Below are 21,757 nucleotides of genomic sequence, written 5' to 3'. Positions count from 1 at the left end.
CGGCGGAAGCCTTGAATTTCGCCTACGCGGGAGCCATGCTCACCGATCGGCCGGGCCGCCTCCGAGGCGCCGCCCCCGTCGGATTCGGGCACGAAGATCCAGTACAGCGAGGTGCACGGCGCTGCGGCAGCCGCCGTCGAAGGACGTCGAAAGGCTGCGCGCTCGGGGTCCGCAGCGTCCCCCATGCGGTGTTAGCGTTAACCAAATGGCCGTATGCGCGCGCTCGTCGTCACGGTCGAGCGGCCGAGGTGATCGCCGCGGTGACGGCGGTGACCGCCGGTGTGGCGGCACCGGGAAGCCGGGCCACGAGCACCCGGCGGATCTCCGGTGGTGCGCCTTCCACCCGCAGGGAAATCACGCCGGGCGGGACGACCGGCGCCAGGCCGTCCGGGATCGTGGTGACCCCGAACCCGCCGGCGACCAGGTGCAGTTTGGTCAGCCAGTCGCGGGCGCTGTGGACGACGCGCGCTCGCCCCGGCAGGCCCGGCCAGACGCCGAGCAGCGGCTCCGCGCCCGATGACGGCGTGGCGATCCAGGGTGCGTCGACCAGTTCGTCGACGTGCACGGACGCGCGGCCCGCGAACGTGCCGGTGGCCGGTGCCGCGACGAGGAGTTCGGTGTCCTGGACGGTCGTGACGTGCAGGCGTGGTGCCTCGCCGTCCGGGGGCCGGTGCGGGGGCCGGGAGGTGAGCACGGCGAGGTCGAGCGAACCGGTGCGCAACGCCCGGGCCAAGCCGGGCGTGGTGCCTTCGCGGGTGGTGACCCGGATCCCCGGCGCGGTCCCGGCGAGCCGGGTGAGCGCGCCGGGCAGGAGCACCGGCCCGGCGCTCGGGACAAGCCCGAGCCGCACCACCTCCGTGCGGGGAGCCGCCCCGAGCAGTTCGCGTTCGGCCGCGTCGACCGACGCCAGGATCGCTCGCGCGTGGCGCAGCAGGGTCAGCCCGGTCCGGGTGAGCCGGACCCCGTCGGTCCGCCGCTCGAACAGGGTGGCCCCGAGGCTGCGTTCGAGGGCGGCCGCCTGGCGGGAGACCGCGGACTGCGTGTAGCCCAGCGCCGCGGCGGCCGCGGTGAAGCTGCCCGACTCGGCGATCCGGCACAGCACCCGGAGGCTCGTGCTCGACACATCCATGCTTACTACGCATAGCAGAGATGTCGGATCAGCGCTTCCCGCATGCCTCCGCGCTCCCTAGCGTGGAGAGGACGAAACAGAAGGGTTTTCCATGCGTGCAGCGACATTGACCGCGTTCGGCTCCCCGCTCGAGGTGCACGACGTCCCCGACCCGGAAGCCGGCACCGGTGAGGTGCTGGTCGAGGTGCTGGCCACCTGCGTGCCCCCGTACGCGGCCGAAGTGTTCAGCGGCCAGCGGCGCTATCCGCTGGAACCACCGGTCGTGCCGGGGGTCGGCGGGATCGGCCGGCTGGTCCACGTGGGACCGGACGCGACCAAGCTCGCGGTGGGCGACCTGGTGTGGTGCGACTCGACGGTGCGCGCCCGCGACGACGCCCTGACCCCGGACATCACGCTGCAGGGCTGGAGCTCCCGCGGTGATGGTGGCGCCCGGCTGGCCCGGTACCTGCACGACGGGCCGTTCGCCGAACTGATGCGGGTACCCACCGAGAACGTCCACCCCCTGCCCGCCGGCGCCGCGGCCGATCCCGCGCGCTGGTCCGCGCTGGGGGTGCACACCATTCCCTACGGCGGGCTGCTGGCCGGCCGGCTCGCGGCCGGGGAGACGGTGCTGATCAGCGGGGCGACCGGCAACCTCGGCAGCAGCGCGGTGGCCGTCGCGCTCGCCATGGGGGCCGGGCACGTGGTGGCCCCGGGCCGCAACCGGGCCGCCCTCGACCTGCTCGCCGGCCGGTTCGGCGCCCGGGTGAGCCCGGTCGGGCTCAGCGGGGACGAGGACCGCGACCGCGCGGCCATGGCCGCGGCCGCCGTCGGCCCGATCGACCTCGTGCTCGACCTCCTCCCGCCCCGGGCACCCAGCTCGGTGGCCCGTGCCGCCGCCATGACCGTGCGCGAGTACGGGCGGGTCGTGCTGATGGGCGGCGTCGGCATGCTCGGCGGCGCGGACTTCGCCCTGCCCTACCCCTGGATCATGCGCAACTCGGTGACCGTACGCGGCCAGTGGATGTACCCGCGCACGGCGAACGCCGGGATGATCCGGCTCGTCGCGACGGGCGCACTGGACCTCACGCCCGAAGACGTCACCCGCTTCGGCCTCGACCGGGTCAACGACGCGGTGGCCCACGCGGCCGCCCACGGCGGACCCTTCGACCGGACGGTCTTGACTCCGAGGGCTTGACTCAAGCGGTGGAGGCGCTGGGCTCGACCCGGTGGGCGGCCGCGTAGTGCGCCGTGCCGATGGCTCCGGCGACCGCCAGGACGAAGCCCACCGCGGCCGCGGCGGTGAAGCCGTCGCGGACGCGGTCGTCCAGCACCACCACGCCGATGAGCGAGGAGACGGCCGTGTTGGTGGTGAACATGATGGCGGTGACGGCGGTCGCCCGGCCGCGTTGCAGCGCCATCGCGAACGCCACCGCCGCGACGAGCCCGTTGGCGATCATCGCCCACAGCGCCGGCTCCACGGCGAGGTGCCAGACCGGCCCGGACGCGTCGAGCGTCCGCGCCGAGATCCCGACGACGCTGAACCCCAGCCCGGCGCAGAACCCGAGCACGATCGGCGACCAGCGGCCGTCCCGGCGCTGGACGGTGAACGCGATCGCCGCGATCACCACCGCCACGCCCACCAGCAGCAGCTTCCAGCCGGCCGGCAGCGCCCGCGCGGGGCCCGGGTCCGCGGACAGGCCGAGCAGGACCAGCCCGGTCGCCCCGACCCCCAGCGCGGCCCACCCGGCACCGGCCAGCCGGACGCCGAGGATCGCGGAGATCGTCGCGGTCACGCCGACACTGAACGCGAGCACCGACTGGACCAGGAACAGCGGCAGGCGGTGCAGCGCGGCGGCGGCGAAGACGAACCCGAGCAGGTCCACCCCCACGCCGAGGAAGTAGAGCGGCTGCCGGCGCAGCGCGACGAGGTCCTGGGGCGAGCCGCCGAAGGCACCGGCCCGCCGGACCCCGGCCGACTCCAGGATGGAGCCACTACCCGAGGCGACGGCGGCCAGCACCGCGAGGACGTATCCGAGGAGCACGGCCTGAGTGTGCCAGCCGCCGGCGACCGGCCGGGCCGGGTGTCCTGACTACCCGGCTTCGGCGCCCTGCTGCGGTGCCCGGAAGCCGCCGGTCGCCGGCTCGAGCAGTTCGGCCAGCCGCAGCGGGGTGCGGTCTTCGAACATCGGCCCGATGAGCTGCACGCCGACCGGCAGGCCCTCGGGGGAGCGGCCCGCGGGAATGGCGGTGGCGGGCAGGCCGGGCATGGTGGCCAGGCCGGCCCAGACGAACTGGTCGAAGTAGGGGTACTCGACGCCGTCGATGGCGATGCGCCGTTCCATCGGGTTGGGGTGGTGGTCGTGCGGGAACGCGGGCGTCGGCGTGATCGGGCACACGACGGCGTCGAACTCGGTGAACAGCCGCCGCCAGCCGTGGCGGTGGACCTCCCGGCGGTGGTTCGCCGCGAGCCAGTCGCGGTGGCTGAACAGCAGGGCGCGCAGCCGCACGGCGTCGAGGTTCTCGTCGTCCGCGCTCAGCCCGGCGACGCGGGTCCGCAGCTGCTCGTCCGTGTCGAGGGGAAACCGCGCCACCGACCCAGAAATCAGCAACTGCATGTAGAGCGTTGCGGCTTCGGTCAGATCGGGCAGCAGCGGGCTGTGCCGTTCGACGCGGGCACCGCCGTCGACGAGCGCGTCGGCCACCCGGCGCACGCCCGCCCGCACGGCGGCCCCGGTCGCGATGAGCGGGTGCTCGTCGAGGACCAGGACCCGGAAGTCGCCGAGTCTCTCGTGGCGGGCGGGCGGCAGCGCCAGCTCGTAGGCCACACCTCGCGTCAGCGGGTCCGGCCCGGCCATGACGTCGAGCAGGAGCGTGAGATCCCGGGCACTGCGCGCCATCGGACCGACGACGGCGAGGTCGAGATCGACCGGCAAAGCGGGCTCGGTGGGCGCGACCATGCCACGGTTGGCGGTCAGCCCGAGTGTCGGCTTGTGCGCGTGGACGCCGCAGAAGTGCGCGGGGGTGCGCAGCGAGCCGGCGAGGTCGGAGCCGATGGACAGCGCACCGAACCCGGCCGCGAGTGCCGCCGCCGACCCACCGGACGACCCGCCCGCCGTCCGATCGGGATCCCACGGATTCGTGGTGGTGCCGTAGATCTCGTTGAAGCTCTGGATGTCCTGCAGCCCCAGGGGCACATTGGTCTTGCCGAGGATGACGGCACCGGCGGCCTTGAGCCGCGCCACCTGAACGGCATCCTCTGCGGGAAGGTAGTCCCGGTGCGGCGGCAGGCCCCAGGTCGTGGGCAGCCCGGCGACGTCGTAGCACTCCTTGACGGTCACCGGAATGCCGAGAAGCGGCCGGTTCTCTCCACTTGAGCGTGCCTGATCGGCACGAAGTGCGGCGGCCCGGGCTCGATCGAAGTCCGGTACGCAGATCGCGTTGATCACCTTGTCGTCGCGTTCGATCCGGGCAATGGCTTCGTCGGTGAGTTCCACGGACGTCACGGCACCGGCGTTTAGCGCGGCGAGGAGTTCTTCGGCTGTCTTAAAGCTCCATCCCATGAATCCGACGTTATCGAGGTGCGGTGGAGGGCACGAAATTCCGGGTTGCGCAACGGGAGGCCACCTTCATGGCGAAGTTGGGCACTCGTTCTCCGTTTGAGCATGTCTCGTCGCAAGTCACAGTGCTGACAGGAGTCAACTTCGCTCGCGCAGGCCATGAGATGCGGCATCCTGCAACAGGACGGTTGTCTCAATTCTCACTCGCCCGGTGAACAAAGGCGTGGATCCGGGCTATGACTCCTGGCGCGGCTTGTTCCCCGGTTAGACGTGCGGGACGCCGAGGATGATCACGTAGCCGAGTGCGCCGATGACGAGGCCCAGACAGTACGGTGCGGCACGGTCTCGGTCATCTGCCCACAGGTAGAGGATGAACGAGAAGCCGGCGGAGAGAATCAGTTCGACGATCGGGATCGACGTTGAAATGGTGAGGAGTTGCATCATGACGGCGCCCACAGCGGTCATGGTCGCGGTGGCGAGCCACAGCGGGTGTTCGGGAATGCGCCCGCGAACTGCCTCGGCGGCGTGCTCTTTGCCGATTTTCGGCGCGACGACGAAAGTCAGTACCATCAAGGGGAGGATCACGGCCGCGAAGCTTCGCAAGCCTGCAGGAAATCCACTCGTGAAGGCGCGGATCACGAAGAAGACCGCAAGGCCGCCGAGGAGAAGCGGTGCGACGACGAGTGCGGTCCACATGATGCCGATGACAATTTTTTTCGCGTAGTTGTCCTGGTCTTGTGAAACCGCTTCATGGGTTGTCATGGCTTCGTCCTGTCGGTTGAATTCGCGGCCAGTGCACGAGCAAGGTCGGACAGCGGGCTGTCCGTGTTACGGCCCGTTTTCGACCGTTATGCTGCTCGGGGAAATCGTGTCGGGCCGGCCCGGCGTTCGTGTCCCGGGCCGGCAGTCTCCACGTTGGACGAAAGATCAGTCACAGACGACCGCTCAGGATCGCGGATTTGACCGTGTCGGCCAGTCGTCGCTGCCCGTCCGCGGTGGGGTGGAAGCTGTAGACCCAGTTCTGCAGGTCCACCACCAGCCCGGTGACGTACTGAGTGTGGTTCTTCGTGCACAGTTCGCCGCCCTGGAATGCACCCGAGGTGTCGATGTAGTGCAGGCGCGGGTTCCGGATGCGCTTGATCGCCTGGGCGATCTGGTTGTCGAGAGCGTCTTCCTTGCCGGTGATCCAACGTGCTTCGCCCGCTTCGATGCCGGAGCAGAAGATCGCCGGGTGCGCTGAGAAGATGTGCGGATAGCCCAGCACATACACCTGGGCGTTGCCCGCTTTGGCGAGCACGTCGCGGTAGAGACGCTCGAGCCGGGGGCCGGTCCACCAGATCAAACCACTGGTGGCCGCTTCGAGTTCGGGGCTGAGGTTACAGGCGATTTTTGCCACGCAGTATTCCATGATGTAGCGGAACTGGATGTCATTGCCGCCCATGGTCATCGTCACGGCCGTCACGCCGGGGTTGAGGGCGTCGAGCTGGCGAGGCTGGTCTTTGTGCTGCCGGTTGTAGGCGTCCCCGATAACCGCGTTGCTGCACGCGACGAAGTTCAGGTTGGTGGGGAATCCCGGGGTACCGGCCAATGTTCTGGGGTAGGCCTGGTACGAGCGGTGACATCCGTTCGCTTTGCTGTCGGGCAGGAAGTCCGGTACCCCCTCGCCGGAGGAGTACGAGTCGCCCATCGCGACGTAGGTACCGCCGACCGACAGCGTCGAGACCGACTGTCCGGTCGCGGTGAAGCCACTGATCCCGAGCGTCAGCACCGCTGCGAGCACGGGCACCAAGGTGTACTTCCTCGGCCGTCTTCGGCGTTCCGATCGACCCTCTCCGGCGGTCGTGTGTCCACCGTCAGTGTGTCTCTTCGTCATGGTCACTCCTCTTCTCCGTTGGGATCGAACAAGGCTGTGTTCTGCACTCGGTCCTGCCGGACCGCCGCAAGCGGCCGCGGTCGACGCCGACCATGAAGGCCACGAGAGCGGGCACCACGGGAATCTGCAGGGGAAAGTCGGTCGCACCGGCGACCGCGACGAGCAGGACGGCGGCGCCGGTCACCGGGGAGAGCATCAGGGCCGACCGGCCGGGAGCCTGCTTGCCGCGGTACAGCAGTCGTCCGATCAGCCACACCCCCGCCGCGAGCGCCGGAATGCCGTAGTACGTGATGAACTGGATGGCGTCGTTGTGTGCCAAGATGGACACCGCTTCTCCCCGGCTCAGCGCAGCGGGTTCGCCGGGCCCCTGGCCCAGCACTCCGCCTCGCCAGGCCTTTTCCAGCGCGTTGCGCCACAACGTCAGGTGCCCCGCCGCACTTCCAATGTCCAGCAGGCGTTCGCGCAGAAGAACGCCGCACGCGACCGCGATGGCGACCACAAGGATTTTCGCGGTCGTGACGATCCGGACCGACGCGTGCCACCGGACCAGCATTGCCAGGAGCAGCCCGGACAACACCGCCGCGGCGACCGCATCGACGGGATGCGCTTCACCGCCGCGGATGGAGGGCACCAGTCCCACCGTCGCGATGGCTGCCGGCGCAGCCACCAGCAGCAGGACCCGGCCGGTGCGCGGCCGGCGCCAGGTCACCACACCCCAGGCGACCAATGCGGCCAGCAACACGGTGCGCGACTGGGTCGACGCCATCGCCGTGATGAGCAAGGTGCATCGGGCAAAATCAGCCGGGTGACGCGATACGGCAGCGAGGCGAGCCGCGACAATCGCGCCTATGCCGAGGACGACGCCGGTGACGTTCGCGTAGCCGATGCCGGCGTCACCGCGCCAGCCCTGGTTCAGGGCAGTGGCGAAGGGGGTGAGGTGCCAGCCGATACCGATCCAGCACAACAACCCCAGCACCGCCGTGACATCGACAAGGATTCGCTGCAGCCGTGCCGGTGACACCGCGCGGACCGCAGCCGATCCAGTCAAGCCGAGGGCGGCCGCCGCGACAATCGGGCAGAGAACCAGGGGCAGGCCGGCGACGGCATCGTTTGCCACGCCGGAAATCACGACCGCGCTGCTGACGGGTAACAGCGTGATCGCCCACCAACGCAGTTCCCGCCGCTCGATCGACGACCAGGCCGACAGCACCGCCAGCAACGTGAGGAGCGTGAAGATCACGCGATCCGCAGCGAAGAAGGCACCTCGTGCGAACACTCCCCAGCACAACGTTGCCGATGTCACGACGATCGTCAGACGGATCGACCCCGCTTCGATGCCGGTGACGGGGGCCGTCGAACGACCGGCCGGCTCGCGATACGGGCCCCGCCGGTTGCTTTTCTGCGCCGGCTGTCCGGCCAGGGCGGTCACGGCGAGACCTGCAGCGATGAACGGTCCGCTCCCAGTTGCGCGGTCAGCCAGGGGATCAGGATGTCGACCCGGGAGGTCGTTTCGACGGAGGCGTGCGGACAGGGCGGACCGTGGCCCTCGATGGAGACCAGAGCCGGTCGCCCGGTGTAGGAGATGTCCAGATAAGGCGCGCCGGAGTCGAACCGGCAGGCGCTGGTCGCCGGGGACGGCGCAATGCCGTGAACACCGACTTCGGCAGCGGTGACGGTCGCGATCGCGACGGTGCCGAGCGTGAGATGACCGGCAGGTGTCGAACGCGCGGGGTCGGTGGCTCCCCATCCCGCGAGCAGCAGTCGCAGCCCGGCAGCCGGCTGGCGATCCCGTACGGCAACCGGTGTGACGCCCTGTGCCGGCGTCGCCAGGTGCGCGAGCGCCACGTCGTTGATCAGTGACTGGCGGACTTCCTGCACCTCGGACTCGACGCCGCCGGCGCGCCCGACGTCTGTCCGCCCGAGCAGCACGCTCGTCGGGACCGGAGGCGGACCGCTGACCCGGAACCCATGGACATCCCGGAAGCAGTGCCCGGCGGTCAACACCCAGGTCGGCGCGACCAACGCTCCGGAACACGCCATCGGGCGGCTGTCGGCTTGTTGGCTGTGGAAAGTCAGCCGAGCACTGAACGGATAAGCACCGTCAGCCGCGCGGAGCCGGTAGGTGACCGTACTGGGCTTGGCCGCTGCGCCTGTGCAGAGCACGAGCGCCAGCAGGCACGACAGAAGCCGCAGACCGGATGGAGCTGTGCCCGTTTTGAGTGGCATATGCGACCTCACTGTCGACTGCAGTGTTTCCAATGCAAGACGACGGTCGCGACGATCAGCAGTCTCGTTACGGGAAGACTCGAAACGCAAGCGTGCGAATAACTTTCGCGAGCCTGCTTGAAGCCGGTATTCAATTGCTGGACTTATAGCTTGTAAACGTTCGCCACGGTGCGAAAAATCTTGAAATCGTTTGGTGCGCTGGGTGAGTGAGGTTATCGGCTCGCGGTGTTGGTGATTTCCGCGCTGGCGAGCGAGCCGGCAGCGCAGTCATCCGGGCCGCATCGCCGTGCTTGCCGTCGAGCCGCCTTGTGTCGATCAGCGAAGTCAGGCAGCGCTTCGCGGACCTGATGCCGCCTGATCTCGGAGACGAGGCGCGTGATCCTCGTCCGGGCCGGTGATCAGGCCCCCGGACCAGCGTGGCGCGGCGGCCGGCTCGAACTCGTAACGCCAGATCTGGCCGCCGAAGACCGGGCGCCACCTGGCCGAGTCTTCATGCGGCCTGCTCTGCCAGGCGAATCGCTTACCCGGGACGGCGCTATTGTGCTGAGAGAACCGGGAGCAGCAGCCGTGCGTACTGTTCGCGGTCGATTTCGGTGACGAAAGCCGGGTGCCGGGTTGCGGTGCCCAGATCACGCCAGATCCGCTGCGCCGGATCCGATTCGGCGAATCGGCCGGCCCCGCCGACATCCAGCAGTTTGTCCGCCGCCAGGCGGATCTGACGCGCGGCGAACCCGCAGTCCATCCGGGAGCGGGCGATGGCGAGAGGAGACATTGGTGCACCCGTGCGGGTGGCTCGGTCGACGGCGTGGGCGGTGCGCGCGGCCTGCAGGATCGCACTGTCGATGAGCATGGCGGCATCGGCGATGTTCGCCTGCACGCCGGGGGAGTCGATCGCCCGCGCGTGCGAGCTCGTCGCGGAGACCAGCGGCCGGCCGGCGCTGAGTTTCGCCACGATGTGGTCGTAGAGCCCCATGCCCATCCCCAGCACCGGTGCCGCCAGCGCACCCATCAGGCCCTGCGGTTTCGGTACGCTCAGCGGCGTCGAAGCCCCGGGCACCTGCCGGGCCATCCGGGACGGGAAGATGACGTGGTCCTCCGGAACGAACACGTCGTCCGCGATGATCGTGTCGCTGCCCGTGCCGCGCATCCCTACCATGTTCCAGGTGTGGTCGACCGACAATTCGCTCGTCGGAACCAGGGCGAAGCCGCTTTCCCGGGCGGTCCCTCCGGCCTCCGTCACCACGCTGAGAATCGCCCAGGACGCGTGGTGGATGCCCGAAGCCCAGCCCCAGCGGCCGCTCAGCAGGTAGCCGCCGTCGATTGCCCGTGCCGGTGCGGCGCCGGCTGAGGAACCGCACACCGTCGCGTCCGGATCCTCGTCCCAGACGCGGTCCCGGACCTCGTCCGGGAAAAGCCAGAGGGCGATGCTCGCGGTGTAGTACACCGTCAGCACCCAAGACGCCGATGGGCAGCCGCGCCCCACTTCTGCGGCAATGGCCGTCGCGGCGCACGCGCCGGCCTCGTGACCGCCGTACTTCCGCGGTGTGGCGAGGCGGAGCAAACCCTCTTTGCGCAGCGCCGCGATGTCGTCATCGGGCAGTCTGCCCATGGCGTCCGCCGCCTCCGCGTTGGCGCTCAACGCCGGCACCAGCGACGCCGCGGCCGACACGAGCGCCAGTTCCTCCGCGGGCAGGTCGGCGGTGAGCGCCTCCAGCCGATCGTTCACGGGAGGCGAGTGGGGGTTGATGACCTGGCTCGCGTTCATCGGGCTGTGTCTCCGCTCCGGCTGATACTGAGTGTCGTTTGTGACACCACAGTACCAGGTTTGGGCTGTAGTACCGTTGGCCCGGTGAGCAGGCTGCCGGAGCGGGACGAGCGTCGTCCCGGTGCACGTGAACTCGCCCGGCGCGCCATGCGGGCCCAGGTGTCCGACATGGCGCTCGATCTGTTCCTGGAGAAGGGCTACGAGCAGACCACCATCGACGACATCTGCGCGGTCGCCGGCATCTCACGGAGCACGTTCTTCCGGTACTTCCCGTCCAAGGAAGACGTCTTCGCGAGCGAGACCTCGTCCGCGGTCGACGAGATATTGCTGGCGTTGCGTCAGCGACCTGATGACGAGCCCCCGTGGTCTGCGCTCCGCCAGGCGATGAGCCCGCTCGTCGAGCACTACGCGAGCCAGACCGATCGCGCCCATCGGCTGGCCGCGCTCGCGGTGGCGACCCCCGCCCTCGCGACGCTCCAGCAGGAAAAGCACGCGAGGTTCCAGGCCCTGATCGCCCCCGAGCTCGCCCGGCGGCTCGGTGCGGACCCGGCCGACTCGACCGATCCGCGGCCACGGGCCCTCATCGCCGGCGCCCTCGGCTGTCTGGAGGCCGCCGTCGCGGCTTGGATCGCCGGCAACGGAACGCAGCAATTGGGCCTGCTGCTCGACCGCGCGATGAATTCGATCGGCCTGGACCCGCCGGCGTCGTAGCAAGCCGGCAGGTCAGCGTCGCAGGCACAGGGGGCCGGCGTCGTCCGTGCAGGCGTAGAAGCGGAATGTGGCCAGCGCACTGTGACTCTCGGGCGTGAACAGGAAGTTCTTGAACGCGCGGGCCAGTGATCCGGGTTCGGACCCGGCGAGGCTGTAGACGTATTCGACGGTCCAGAACGGGTAGCCGTGCTCCCGGATGTCGGTGAAGGTGCCCTCGCGGCCGTCCAGGGTGATCTTCTTGACGCCCCCCGCCTGGTCCACATCGGACACACTCGCGTACCCGATCGCGCCGTCCAGGTTGGCGACCCGGTCAACCAGGTCGCCGGTCGAGCCTTGCTCGCACACGATCGGCGACCCGGCCGGAGTACCCGGACGCGGTTCCCGGCACGAGTCCGACGTCGGGGCCGCCTGCCGGACCGGGGCGTCGGGATTGCCGCTGAGGACGTACTTTTCCAGGGCCTGCCGGGTTCCCGAGTCGGTGGACCGGCCCACGACGCGGATCTCGCCGGTGTCGCCCGGGTTGTGGGTGATGTCGCTCCAGGTGTGCGCCGCGCCGGTGAAGATCCGCCGCGCGTCCGCTGCCGACAGGGCACCGACCGGCACGTCCGGGCCGGCCACGAACGTGAACGGCACGATCGCCAGCGGCTCGGCCACCAGCTCCCGGAACTGCGGATCGTCGAACCGGCCGTCGGACAGCGCGAGCTGCTGTACCCGGTTCTTGCCCGCGTCCACCAGCCGTTCCAGGCCTTCCCGGCTGCCGGGCGCGCGGACCTTGACCGACGCTTCCGGGCAGTACGCGCCGTACGACCCCGCCAGCGCCGTGGTGGCCCGGCTGAACGCGGTCGACCCTTCGACGCTCAGGGCGCCGGGCGCGCACACGACGCCGTCGGGGAGCTTGGTGAACGGGGTGACGTTGTTGAGCAGCAGCACCACCGCGAACGCCCCGGCGCAGAGCGCGGTCAGGCCGCCCCACACGAGGGTTTGCGGCCGGATCTTCTCCCGGCCTTGGTGCGTGGTGATCCGGCCCTCGCGCAGCCCGCCTTCCACCACGACCTGGTGCTCGGTCCCGGGCTTGGTGCCCGAGAGCACGATCACCAGCTTGAACGAGTCGCCCGGCTGGAGCGGGACCGCGGGCAGCTTCACCCGGTCCCGCTCGATTCCGGCCTCGCCCAGCCCGGCCAGCACCCGCTCCAGCACCGCGGGCTCGAACTCGGTGGCGTCCACGGACACCACGGTCCGGCCCGGGAAGTACAGGCTGAGCGGGGAGACGTAGTCCTCCTGGCGCAGCGGCGCGCCGCCGGTGTTCTTGATCCGGACGACCACGACACCGGGATCGGCCACGGCGTGGTGCTCGCTTTCCAGCCGGACGGCCTCCCCGACGTCGACACCGAACGGCGCGTCGATCCGGACCCGGCAGGACAGCACCCGCTCGCGCCGCGCCCGCACGACGGAGGCGACCATGCCGGTGATCGCGACCGCGGCCGCGGCCAGCAGGCCGGTGATGCCGATCGTGCTGATGGCCGCCTCGGCAACCCAGCGTCGTTCGGTGATCCCGAGCACCGAGGCCACCGCCGCCACCGCGCCGAGACCGGCGCCGAGGACGATCCGCTGCCGGGTGCTGCGCCGGCGCGGAGCGGCGTGGTTGAGCACCCCGTCGGACAGCCGGCGTGCCCCCTCGGCCGTGGACGGCCGCGCCCGCATGGCGCGGCCGATCCGGGCTTCGGCGGTGGCCACCCGCTCCTCGATCCAGGCGGGCTCGGAGCCCGGGTAGGCGGCCTGGTGCAGCTGCCTGGAGAGGTCCCGGGTGTCGCGCGGGTCAGTGCGTGCCATCGCCGCCCTCCTCGGGCCCGGTGCATTCGGGGCAGCGGCCGGACATGCCGTCCAGCACGTAGGACGCCTCCAGCACGGCCTCCCACATGACCCGCTTCGGTCCCTTGCCGCGGGCGTCCCCGGCGTTCAGGAACTTCTCGACGACGATCTCCCAGTGGTCCTGCGCGGTCGGCCAGTCCCCGTCGTGCCGCAGCGCGAACCGGATGCCGAAGTAGTTCGGGATCTCGAAGCCGTGCCTGCCGTACTGCAGGCGGTCCAGCAGCGGGATGGCCCCGATGCGCCGGCCGGCCGCCCGCCCGCGCGAACGCCGGAGGCTCCGGTTGTCCGTCACCTCGGACACCACGTAGCCGGCGACGGCACCGGCGAACCCGGTCACCACCAGCCAGCCCGAGATCGACAGGGGCAGCGCCACCCACGGCGCCCGCGTCTCCCACGGCGAGGCGATCTGCACGCTGACGTCGTAGGCGACCCGGCCCCCGATGACCACGGCGTTGAGGGTGAAGAGCCCGGCGAAGGCGGCCAGGATGTAGTAACCGCGGACGCGGAGCCAGTACTGGATGCCGCTGTGCCTGCCGAGCGAGCGGCGACGCCGCCGGAGCAGCGCCGTCAGCGATTCCCGCCGCGGCGGGTCGATCTCACCCGGTTCGTCCGCGTCGGCCGCGCGCACCGTCTGCTGTGCCGACATCACGCCCGCTCAGGATGCCGGTCGATTCCCTGCCCCACAGCCGAAAGCTACCCCGAGCGGAGGCCCGGGACCGGTCCCGAGCCCCGTTGTCCACCTTCCGTTCGTCTCGTGGACACGCGAGGACGGGCTACGAGGACCCCTTGATGTACCGGATCACGCCCCGCACCGCGAGCGGCGTCACGATCACCGCGAACAGCACCAGGACCGCCCAGCCGCCGAAGCCGCCCAGCCCGCCGCGGTCGTAGGCGGCCGGGTCGGCTTCGCGCCAGTTCTTCGAGCCGCCGTTGGCCAGGTCGTCCGCTGCCGCCGTCATGGTCGACGTGCCCAAGGTGGCGGACGGCGCGGCCGAGGCGGTACCGGACTTCGAGGGCGCGGCGGACTTCTTGCCCGGCCCGTCGATGATCCCCGCCGTGACGAACGGGTCTTGCGGGCTCGAAGCGCCCGCGCCGAGGTTGCCCTGGAACGTCGGGTTGGTGCAGTTGCCCGCGTTCAGCTGCTTCGCGGGATTTCCGGTGAGCCGGGCGCTCGCGTTCATCATCTCCTGCGCCAGGTTCGGCGGGAGCGGTGAATAGCCGATGCGGGACATGTTGACCTGGCCGTCGCACGCGACGTACTCGAGGAACGCCGTGACGCTGTCGGTCTTGCCCTGGTCACCGTAGCCGCCACGGCAGGTGTCGCGGCCGTTGGTGCACGGGATCATCACGTAGGAGTACGCCGAGATCGGGTACGCGCCGGGTTCGGTGGCACTGGTGTAGACCTCGTCGAGGTCCTGGCTCAGGTCCGGCCGCAGGTGGGCGTGCTTCAGCGCCGCGGCGATGTTCTCCGCGTACGGCTTGGTGTACTGGCCCGCGCCGTTCTGCACCCACGCCGTCGGCGCCTTGTAGCGCAGGGCGTAGGCGAATTCGTCGTAGCCGATCGAGAACGGCACGGACTTGCTGCTGATCGCGGTCGCGATCTGCTCGGAGTCGCTGAACAGCCGGTACCAGGTGGCGTCGGGGCCCTGCGTGGGCAGCTGGATCGGGCGGACGCCGTCGGGCAGGTTGCCCATGCCGTTGGCGGCGTTGCGTTGCACGAACGCGTTGTACGCCGCGGGCGCGGACTTCGCGATGAAGTCGTAGAACAACGCCGTCGTGCCGGACTGGCCGGTTCGGCCCAGCAGGGTGATCGGCTGGTCCGGCAGGGGCTTGCCGCCGTTGGTCGCGGTGATCGCCGGGTCGCTCCAGCGCGTGATGTCGCGGCTGAAGATCCGGCCGATCGTCTGCCGGTCCAGGTGCAGGTAGTCGACGGTGCTGCCGCCCGCGTCCGTGACGTTGTACATGACCGCGACCGCGCCGGCGACGTCCGGGACGTACTGGTAGCCGCGGTTCTGCGCGCTGAACCCGCCACCGCCGGCGGCCTGCAGCGACGTCACCTCGGCTTCGGTCGCGCCGAAGTCGACCGTCCGGTCGCCGTACTGGTTGACGCCCGCGGGGGAGCTGTAGGAGGAGTAGTTGACCGGGATGCCCCGCGAGTTCGCGCCGTTCTGCCAGTCGTTCATCGCCGGCCCGACGTAGCTGGAGCCGGACCCGGTGAGCCGCGTCTCGGCCGACGCGTCGAAGACCGGCGTCAGCAGCAGGACGAAGACCAGCACGAGAAGGCGTCTCATCCGAACCGCCCGTTGACGTAGTCGGCGGTGCGCTCGTCTTCCGGCGAGCCGAAGATCTTCGCCGTCGGCCCGTGTTCGATCACCTGCCCCGGCTCGTTCTCGGCGGCGAGGAAGAACGCGCAGTGGTCCGAAACCCGTTGCGCCTGCTGCATGTTGTGGGTGACGATCACGACGGTCACCTCGTGCCCGATCTCGGCGATCGTCTGCTCGATCCGGCGGGTCGAGGTCGGGTCGAGCGCGGAGCACGGTTCGTCCATCAGCAGCACGTTCGGCTGCACCGCCAGCGAGCGCGCGATGCACAGCCGCTGCTGCTGGCCACCCGACAGCGCCCCGCCCGGCGAACCGAGCCGGTCCCGGACCTCGCGCCACAGCCCGGCGCGTTCCAGGCTCTGCTCGACGAGCGCGGTCTTGTCGGCGCACTTGACGCCGGCCAGCTTCAGCCCGGCGAGCACGTTGTCGCGGATGGACATCGCCGGGAACGGGTTCGGCTTCTGGAACACCATCCCGATCCGCAGCCGGACCTGCTGCGGACGGGTGCCGTCGGCGTAGATGTCCTGGCCGTCGAGCAGCACCTCGCCGGCCAGCGACGCCGACGGCACCAGCTCGTGCATCCGGTTGAGGATGCGCAGGAACGTCGACTTGCCGCAGCCGGACGGCCCGATCAGCGCCGTCACCTCGCGTGCGGGCATGGTCAGGGACACGCCCTCGAGCACCAGCCGGTCGCCGAACCACGCACCTACGTCACGGGCCTCGAGGGTGGCGGCACCCGGCGGCGGGCCGCCGACGAGCGCCGGCGCGACCACGGTGTCCACAGTGGACGTCACTTGTTCTCCCGGGGAGTACGGGCCTTGCGGCGGGACCGGTCGCGCCCGACCAGGCGGGCGAGCGCGAACAGGGTGAAGATGAGCAGGATCAGCACGAGTGCGCCGACGTACCCGCGCTGCTGGACGTTCTCCAGCGGCTGCTTGATGTAGCGGTACACGAACAGCGGGATGCTCTCCTGCGGCTGGGAAAACGGGTCGGCGTTCAGCGTGATCGCGCCGAACGAGGTGAACAGCAGCGGCGCGGTTTCCCCGGCCACGCGGGCGATCCCGAGGATCACCGCGGTCGTCACGCCGGTGCGCGCGGTCGGCAGCACGACCGACCACACCGTCCGGGCGCGGCTCGCGCCCAAAGCCAGCGACGCCTCGCGCAGCCCGGCCGGGACCAGCCGCAGCACGACATCGACCGTGCGCGTCACCGTCGGCAGCATGACCATGGTCAGCGCCAGCGTCGCCATGAACCCGCTGTAGCTGAAGAACCCCACCCCCGCGTTGGTGCCCGGGATGATGATCGCGGCGTAGACGAACAGGCCCGCCACGATCGAGGGCAGCCCGCTCATCGCGTCGACCAGCACCCGCACCGGACGCCGGAACCGCGAGCGCGTCTCGTTGAGGAAGATCGCGGTCAGCAGCCCGAGCGGGACGACGAGCACCAGCGCCAGCCCGGTCTGCTCCAGCGTCCCGACGATCGCGTGCAGCCCGCCGGTCTTCTCCACCGGGTCGGTCACGGCCACCGTGGACATGTCGTGGGTGAAGAAGCCCCAGGTCAGGTGCGGCGCCCCGGCGACGACGATGTAGCCGAGCAGGAGCAGCAGCGGGATCAGCAGGCCCAGCGCGCCGGTGGCGACCACGGTGGACACGAGCCGGTCGGCCGCGGCGAGCCGCCCGAGCCGGTCGCGCGTGACGAGGTAGAGCATCCCGAGGTAGAGCGGGTACGCCACGACCAGGTCGGCGAACCAGCCCGGTGACGTCAGCAGCAGGTGCATGACGAACCAGGTCAGCAGGAGCGCCGACACCGCGCAGCCGAGCGCGGCGAGCCGGTCTTCCCTGGTGGTCACGGGCGTGCGGCGGCGCACGAGCGGCCGGGGCCGCGGGGGAGCGGGCGCGGTCAGCGTCATGCGTCCACCCCGGCACCGGAGCGGCTGCGCGAGATGATGACCGACGCGCTGAAGTTCGTCGCCAGCGTGAAGACGAACAGCACCAGCCCGCACGCCATGAGCCCGTTGAGCGCCAGTCCCGACGCACCGGCGTTCGTGGCGATGAAGCCGGAGATCGTCGCCCCGCCGAACTGCAGGAAGTGCGTGGTGATCTCCGGGACCTGCGGCAGCAGCAGGGAAACGGCGATGGTCTCGCCGAGCGCGCGGCCCAGCCCGAGCATCGAGCCGCCGATGATCCCGCCGCGGCCGAACGGCAGCACCACCGTGCGCACCATGCCCCAGCGGGTGCTGCCCAGCGCCAGCGCCGCCTCTTTCTCGCCGGGCGGGGTCTGGGCGAACACTTCGCGGATCACCGACGTCGTGATCGGCAGCACCATCAGCGACACGATCAGCCCGGCGATGACCATCGAGTTGATGTAGAGCGCGTTCTCCTGCCGGGCGAACGGCGGGAACCAGCCGAAGTTGTCGCTCAGCCACTGCGAGAGCGGGGCGATCTTCGGCCCGACGAAGCTGAACCCCCAGAGGCCGTAGAGCAGGCTGGGGATCGCCGCGAGCAGGTCGACCAGCCCGGTCAGCAACCCGCGGATCCGGCCGCTGGAGTACTCGGTGATGTACAGCGCGGCCAGCACCGACAGCGGCACCGCCACCAGCACGGCGATCAGCGCGACCACGACCGTGCCGTAGAGCAGGCCCAGTACGCCGAGTTCGCGCGACGCGGGGTCGAACCGGACGGTGCTGAAGAACCCGAACCCGCTGACTCCGAACGCCGGCACCGCGCGGTAGACCAGGAAGAAGCCGATCACCACGAGGATGGCCAGCATGACCAGGCCGGCCCCGGTGGTCACCCGGCGGAAGGCCTTGTCGGCCCGGGAAAGCACCTCGGTGAGCACCCGCCGCGCCGGGGCACCCGGCGGGGACGGATCGGGCCGGGGGAGCGCGACGGTCACGAGCGGGGCCTTTCCGGGTCGGGGTGGCCAGGGCAGCGTCGGATGCCCCAGCGTGGCCAGTATGTGCCGGACGATCACCGGAAAGGTGTCCGTCCGGGGAACGCCCGACGGGCTGTGCGTGAATCACGTTCGCGGGTGCCGCGGCGGAGTTGACCCGGCCTGGCCGGGTCCGGGACGTTGCTCCCCGAGACGCTCACATTTCGTGGAATCCCCGGAGAAAACCGTGCTCCTCGCCAGACGTATCGGTCTCGTGCTCGCCTGCGGCCTGCTGGCGGTGCTCGGGCTGCTCGCCGTTCCGGCAGCGCAGGCCCAGGTGACCCCGCCCCCGCTGCCGTACACGATCCGGACCACCCCGGCCGACCTCTCCGCGGTGCGGGACGGCGACCCGCTGCGGATCACGATCTCCGGCCTGCCGGCGGGCGCGACCGCGAAGGCGTACCTCTGCCCGGCCGACCTGCGGGACGCGCTGCTGAAGCAGGTCAGCGGCCAGTGGGTGCCCAACAACGACCTGACCGCGCGCGTGTCGGCCTACTGCGGCACCGACTTCGGGGACACGCTCACCGGCGCGAAGGCCGGCCTGCCGGTGATCACGCCGTCGCGTCCGCGCAGCGCCACGACCGGCGACATCGTGTTCGACACGCCGGTGCCGCGCGGCAGCAGCACCCCGATCTACGTGGGCAACGACCCGGACTACACGTCGCTCGACCCGATCAAGGGTACCCGGGAGTGGCCGAACAACCCGGTGACCGCGACCGACCCGAACACCGGCGTCAAGATCCGCACCCGGCAGTGGTCGTACCTCTGCGACGAGACCCACCCCTGCCGGGTGATGCTGACCATCACGGCCAAGAACGCCGACGGGAAGTCGGTCACCTGGACCGACAGCACGCTCCCGGCGGTGACGCCGACGGCGCCGGACCTGATCGTCAAGGGCTGCGCCGGGCTCGGCGCGAACACGCTGAACGCGAGCATGCCGCAGCGGGCGGGCCGGTCCGCGGTGGCGTGGAACCAGGCGCTGTGCGCGCCGTCGAAGAGCGAGCAGCCGACGAACATCGTGTCCGAGACCGAGGACGAGGCGCTGACCTCGTTCGACACCGGCGCGTCGGATCTCGCGCTGACCGGTTCCGGCGGCGCGCTCGCGACCCAGACCGTGCGGGCCCGGCAGTACGTGCCGGTGGGGATAAACGCGACGGTGCTGGCCGCGGTCGGCTGGGCGCCGACCGACAAGGCGGACAACGGGAGTTCGCTGAAAGGCAAGCTGGGCGACACCTTCACCGTCACCCTCGACGAGCTGGCGACGATGCTGACCAAGGGCGGCCAGAACCCGGACGGCGACGGCCGCGGCGGCGTCTTCAAGGACGGCACGCCGCTGGTGACCCGCAACCCCGCGCTGGCCGCGGTCACCGGGCAGACGTTCGTGCTGAACCCGAACGCCCGTGCCGGCACGCTCGACTCGGCGTCCGGCTTCTTCGGGTTCACCGGGGAAGCGGGCAAGGGCACGGTGCCGCTCGCGATGAGCACGGTGCTCGAGAAGAACGCGGCCGGGTCCTGGGTGTTCCGGAAGATGGGCAACGATACTTACTACGGGGGACTCGACGGGATCAGCCCCGGCCGGATCACGGACCTGACCCAGCTCGACCCCGGGACGAACCGCCTCGACAACGTGAACGCGAAGGTCGGGCAGTCGGCCGTCCGCAAGGTCGTCGACGGCGTGACCGTCGGCAAGGACGAGACGCTCTGCAAGAACGGCTGCCTGAACTGGGTGGTCACCGACCTCGCGACGGCCAAGGCCTACGGCTGGACGCCGGTCGCGCTGCCGGACGGCAAGGGCGGTTTCGTGGCCCCCTCGGAACAGAGCCTGCAGGCGGCGGCCGATTCGATGACCGAAGGCCCCGACGGGACCCTCCAGCCTGGCACCGCGGCTCCGGGCACGTATCCGCTGACGTTCGTCGAATACCTCGCGGTCCCGGTGAACCCGCTGATCGACGCCGGCTGCAAACCGTTGACAGGCAAGCAGGATGCGCTGAAGAAGTTCACCGCGATGGTGCAGACGCGGGGCCAGGGCGTGCTGGCGCCGGGGCTCGCGCGCTTGACACCATCGCTGGCCGGGGCGGCGCTGGACCGGACCCTGCAGATCGGCACCGGGACGCCGGAAAAGGCGTGCCAGGAAAAGGAAGTCGCGAAGAGCCCGCCACCACCGGGCACCGGGACGCCGGTCTCCCCGGTCTCGAACGACCTCGGCCCGGCAGGCGCGGCCAACACCGGTACGACGCCCGCGGCCGACACCGCCCCGGCGCACGACGCGGTCCCGACCCAGCAGAGCGTGCAGGCGGCGAAGAACGTCGCCGACGTCGTGCGCATCCCGCCGTTCGCCGGCGCGGGCGTGCTCGGCGCGCTGATCCCGTTGCTGGCGCTGGTGATCCTGGCGGTGCTGCCGTCCGCGACGGCGCTGGTCACCGCCGGGCGGCCGGCCCCGGTCTGGCTGACGCGGTTCGCGGAGGCCCTCGTCGGTCTGTTCGCCCGGATGCGCGGCGGTCGCGCGTGAGCACCCGCACTTTCGTCCGGGTGACGCCCGGCTGGCTCGGTGCGGTCGCGTTCGCCTGGCTGGTGACGACCGCGGTGGCGTTGTCGCTGGTGGTCTACGCGCTGGGACCGATGCTGCAGAGCGGCGACCAGCGGGCGGCGCTCGCCGACATCCGCGGGCAGCTGGACCGGGCGCTCGGCGCCAGCCAGAGCCTGTTCGGGGCGGCGCCGCCGGCCGAGCCGGCGGAGTTCGGTTCGCCGGTCGCGGTGCTGGAAATCCCCCGGCTTCAGGCGCAGCAGGTGGTTCTCGAAGGGGTTTCGAGTGCCGAGACCGCGTCCGGGCCGGGGCACGTCCCGGGGACTTCCGGGCTCGGCCAGCCGGGCAACGCCGGGATCGTCGGCCGGAAGTCGGGCTACGGCGGCCCGTTCGGCGCGCTGGGCACGCTGCGCCACGGTGACGAGATCGTCGTCGCGACGACGCAGGGCCGGTCCGCCTACCGGGTGACTTCGGTGGCGGTGCGGCCGCTGGACGAAGGCCAGGACTACGGGAAGACCGAGGACGACCGCCTGACGCTGGTGACGTCGACGTCCTGGTGGCCGCTGGCGGCGTCGGAGGCCGTGGTGGTGACGGCCGGGCTGGAGGGCAAGCCGTTCCGCCCGACGCCGCAGAACGGCCGCGCGGACGCCCAGGACGGCCGCACGGGCGACGGCGGGGCGTGGGCGTCGCTCGTGTTGGCGTTCGGTGGGTTCCTGGCGGCCGCGGCGGGTTCGACGTACCTGTACCGCCGCTGGCGCCCGGTGTCGACCTACGTCATCACGGCGCCGGTCCTGCTGGCCCTGGCGGCGATGTCGGCCCTGGCCCTCTGGCGGCTCTTCCCGGCTTGGGCGTAGGCACAAGAAAATCGG

Annotated in this window: 18 protein-coding genes; 4 read left to right on the top strand and 14 right to left on the bottom strand. The window is 70.7% G+C overall.

Annotated elements, in window-relative coordinates; genetic code table 11:
• Positions 1-229: 229 nt before the first annotated feature.
• A complete protein-coding gene (locus ISP_RS38185; protein ID WP_034284765.1) occupies positions 230-1,129 on the bottom strand; it encodes a LysR family transcriptional regulator in 900 nt (299 codons plus the stop codon).
• Positions 1,130-1,220: 91 nt separating this feature from the next.
• On the opposite strand from ISP_RS38185, the gene ISP_RS38180 reads away from it, so the two are divergent.
• A complete protein-coding gene (locus ISP_RS38180) occupies positions 1,221-2,306 on the top strand; it encodes an alcohol dehydrogenase catalytic domain-containing protein (RefSeq protein WP_014467622.1) in 1,086 nt (361 codons plus the stop codon).
• Position 2,307: 1 nt separating this feature from the next.
• Here ISP_RS38180 and ISP_RS38175 read toward each other — a convergent pair whose 3' ends face one another.
• The 7 genes from ISP_RS38175 to ISP_RS38145 all read right to left on the bottom strand — a co-directional run bounded on the left by ISP_RS38175 (position 2,308) and on the right by ISP_RS38145 (position 10,532).
• Positions 2,308-3,153, bottom strand: a complete 846-nt coding sequence (locus ISP_RS38175; RefSeq protein WP_013229131.1) for a hypothetical protein — start codon at positions 3,151-3,153, stop codon at positions 2,308-2,310.
• A gap of 48 nt (positions 3,154-3,201) precedes the next feature.
• Positions 3,202-4,671, bottom strand: coding sequence for an amidase (locus ISP_RS38170; RefSeq protein WP_034284768.1), 1,470 nt, complete (start codon positions 4,669-4,671; stop codon positions 3,202-3,204).
• 261 nt (positions 4,672-4,932) lie between these two features.
• Positions 4,933-5,430: a hypothetical protein gene (locus ISP_RS38165; RefSeq protein ID WP_013229129.1), complete on the bottom strand. Its 498-nt coding sequence runs from the start codon at positions 5,428-5,430 to the stop codon at positions 4,933-4,935.
• Between the two features lie 169 nt (positions 5,431-5,599).
• Positions 5,600-6,448: an SGNH/GDSL hydrolase family protein gene (locus ISP_RS38160; RefSeq protein WP_230468544.1), complete on the bottom strand. Its 849-nt coding sequence runs from the start codon at positions 6,446-6,448 to the stop codon at positions 5,600-5,602.
• Positions 6,449-6,521: 73 nt separating this feature from the next.
• A complete protein-coding gene (locus ISP_RS38155) occupies positions 6,522-7,970 on the bottom strand; it encodes an O-antigen ligase family protein (RefSeq protein ID WP_141748465.1) in 1,449 nt (482 codons plus the stop codon).
• A complete protein-coding gene (locus tag ISP_RS38150; protein WP_080582947.1) occupies positions 7,967-8,767 on the bottom strand; it encodes a S1 family peptidase in 801 nt (266 codons plus the stop codon). Before ISP_RS38150 ends, ISP_RS38155 begins: the two co-directional genes overlap by 4 nt.
• 535 nt (positions 8,768-9,302) lie before the next feature.
• Positions 9,303-10,532, bottom strand: coding sequence for an acyl-CoA dehydrogenase family protein (locus ISP_RS38145; protein ID WP_013229126.1), 1,230 nt, complete (start codon positions 10,530-10,532; stop codon positions 9,303-9,305).
• Between the two features lie 84 nt (positions 10,533-10,616).
• Between ISP_RS38145 and ISP_RS38140 the strand changes: the two genes are divergently transcribed.
• Positions 10,617-11,243 carry a TetR family transcriptional regulator gene (locus ISP_RS38140; RefSeq protein ID WP_230468543.1) on the top strand — a complete coding sequence of 209 codons (627 nt, stop codon included), beginning with the start codon at positions 10,617-10,619 and terminating at the stop codon, positions 11,241-11,243.
• 12 nt (positions 11,244-11,255) lie between these two features.
• Here the strand turns inward: ISP_RS38140 and ISP_RS38135 are convergent, their stop codons facing one another.
• The 6 genes from ISP_RS38135 to pstC form a co-directional block, all read right to left on the bottom strand.
• A complete protein-coding gene (locus tag ISP_RS38135) occupies positions 11,256-13,073 on the bottom strand; it encodes a PstS family phosphate ABC transporter substrate-binding protein (RefSeq protein WP_013229124.1) in 1,818 nt (605 codons plus the stop codon).
• A complete protein-coding gene (locus ISP_RS38130) occupies positions 13,060-13,758 on the bottom strand; it encodes a DUF6313 family protein (protein ID WP_013229123.1) in 699 nt (232 codons plus the stop codon). Before ISP_RS38130 ends, ISP_RS38135 begins: the two co-directional genes overlap by 14 nt.
• Before the next feature lie 127 nt (positions 13,759-13,885).
• The gene (locus ISP_RS38125; protein WP_230468542.1) at positions 13,886-15,403 is read right to left on the bottom strand and encodes a substrate-binding domain-containing protein; all 1,518 of its coding nucleotides are present in this window, start codon (positions 15,401-15,403) and stop codon (positions 13,886-13,888) included.
• Positions 15,400-16,215, bottom strand: a complete 816-nt coding sequence (locus ISP_RS38120) for a phosphate ABC transporter ATP-binding protein (RefSeq protein ID WP_013229121.1) — start codon at positions 16,213-16,215, stop codon at positions 15,400-15,402. The genes ISP_RS38125 and ISP_RS38120 overlap by 4 nt, the downstream gene beginning before the upstream one ends.
• 8 nt (positions 16,216-16,223) lie before the next feature.
• Positions 16,224-17,342 carry a phosphate ABC transporter permease PstA gene (pstA, locus tag ISP_RS38115; RefSeq protein ID WP_013229120.1) on the bottom strand — a complete coding sequence of 373 codons (1,119 nt, stop codon included), beginning with the start codon at positions 17,340-17,342 and terminating at the stop codon, positions 16,224-16,226.
• The gene (gene pstC, locus ISP_RS38110; RefSeq protein WP_013229119.1) at positions 17,339-18,328 is read right to left on the bottom strand and encodes a phosphate ABC transporter permease subunit PstC; all 990 of its coding nucleotides are present in this window, start codon (positions 18,326-18,328) and stop codon (positions 17,339-17,341) included. Before pstC ends, pstA begins: the two co-directional genes overlap by 4 nt.
• A 223-nt stretch (positions 18,329-18,551) precedes the next feature.
• Between pstC and ISP_RS38105 the strand changes: the two genes are divergently transcribed.
• On the top strand, positions 18,552-20,873 hold the full coding sequence (locus tag ISP_RS38105) for a hypothetical protein (RefSeq protein ID WP_013229118.1): 2,322 nt from the start codon (positions 18,552-18,554) through the stop codon (positions 20,871-20,873).
• Positions 20,870-21,742, top strand: coding sequence for a sortase (locus ISP_RS38100; RefSeq protein WP_013229117.1), 873 nt, complete (start codon positions 20,870-20,872; stop codon positions 21,740-21,742). Before ISP_RS38105 ends, ISP_RS38100 begins: the two co-directional genes overlap by 4 nt.
• Positions 21,743-21,757 lie beyond the last annotated feature (15 nt).

The organism is Amycolatopsis mediterranei, assembly GCF_026017845.1.
GTDB lineage: Bacteria > Actinomycetota > Actinomycetes > Mycobacteriales > Pseudonocardiaceae > Amycolatopsis > Amycolatopsis mediterranei.
Note: the sequence above shows the minus strand (reverse complement) of the source record. Positions and strands in the feature narration are given on the sequence as shown.

Coding starts and splice junctions, on each gene's coding strand:
- ISP_RS38145 (WP_013229126.1), bottom strand. CDS start 10,532: ATGAACGCGAGCCAGGTCATCAACCCCCACTCGCCTCCCGTGAACGAT.
- ISP_RS38170 (WP_034284768.1), bottom strand. CDS start 4,671: ATGGGATGGAGCTTTAAGACAGCCGAAGAACTCCTCGCCGCGCTAAAC.
- ISP_RS38150 (WP_080582947.1), bottom strand. CDS start 8,767: ATGCCACTCAAAACGGGCACAGCTCCATCCGGTCTGCGGCTTCTGTCG.
- pstA (WP_013229120.1), bottom strand. CDS start 17,342: ATGACGCTGACCGCGCCCGCTCCCCCGCGGCCCCGGCCGCTCGTGCGC.
- ISP_RS38165 (WP_013229129.1), bottom strand. CDS start 5,430: ATGACAACCCATGAAGCGGTTTCACAAGACCAGGACAACTACGCGAAA.
- ISP_RS38180 (WP_014467622.1), top strand. CDS start 1,221: ATGCGTGCAGCGACATTGACCGCGTTCGGCTCCCCGCTCGAGGTGCAC.
- ISP_RS38135 (WP_013229124.1), bottom strand. CDS start 13,073: ATGGCACGCACTGACCCGCGCGACACCCGGGACCTCTCCAGGCAGCTG.
- ISP_RS38125 (WP_230468542.1), bottom strand. CDS start 15,403: ATGAGACGCCTTCTCGTGCTGGTCTTCGTCCTGCTGCTGACGCCGGTC.
- ISP_RS38130 (WP_013229123.1), bottom strand. CDS start 13,758: ATGTCGGCACAGCAGACGGTGCGCGCGGCCGACGCGGACGAACCGGGT.
- ISP_RS38185 (WP_034284765.1), bottom strand. CDS start 1,129: ATGGATGTGTCGAGCACGAGCCTCCGGGTGCTGTGCCGGATCGCCGAG.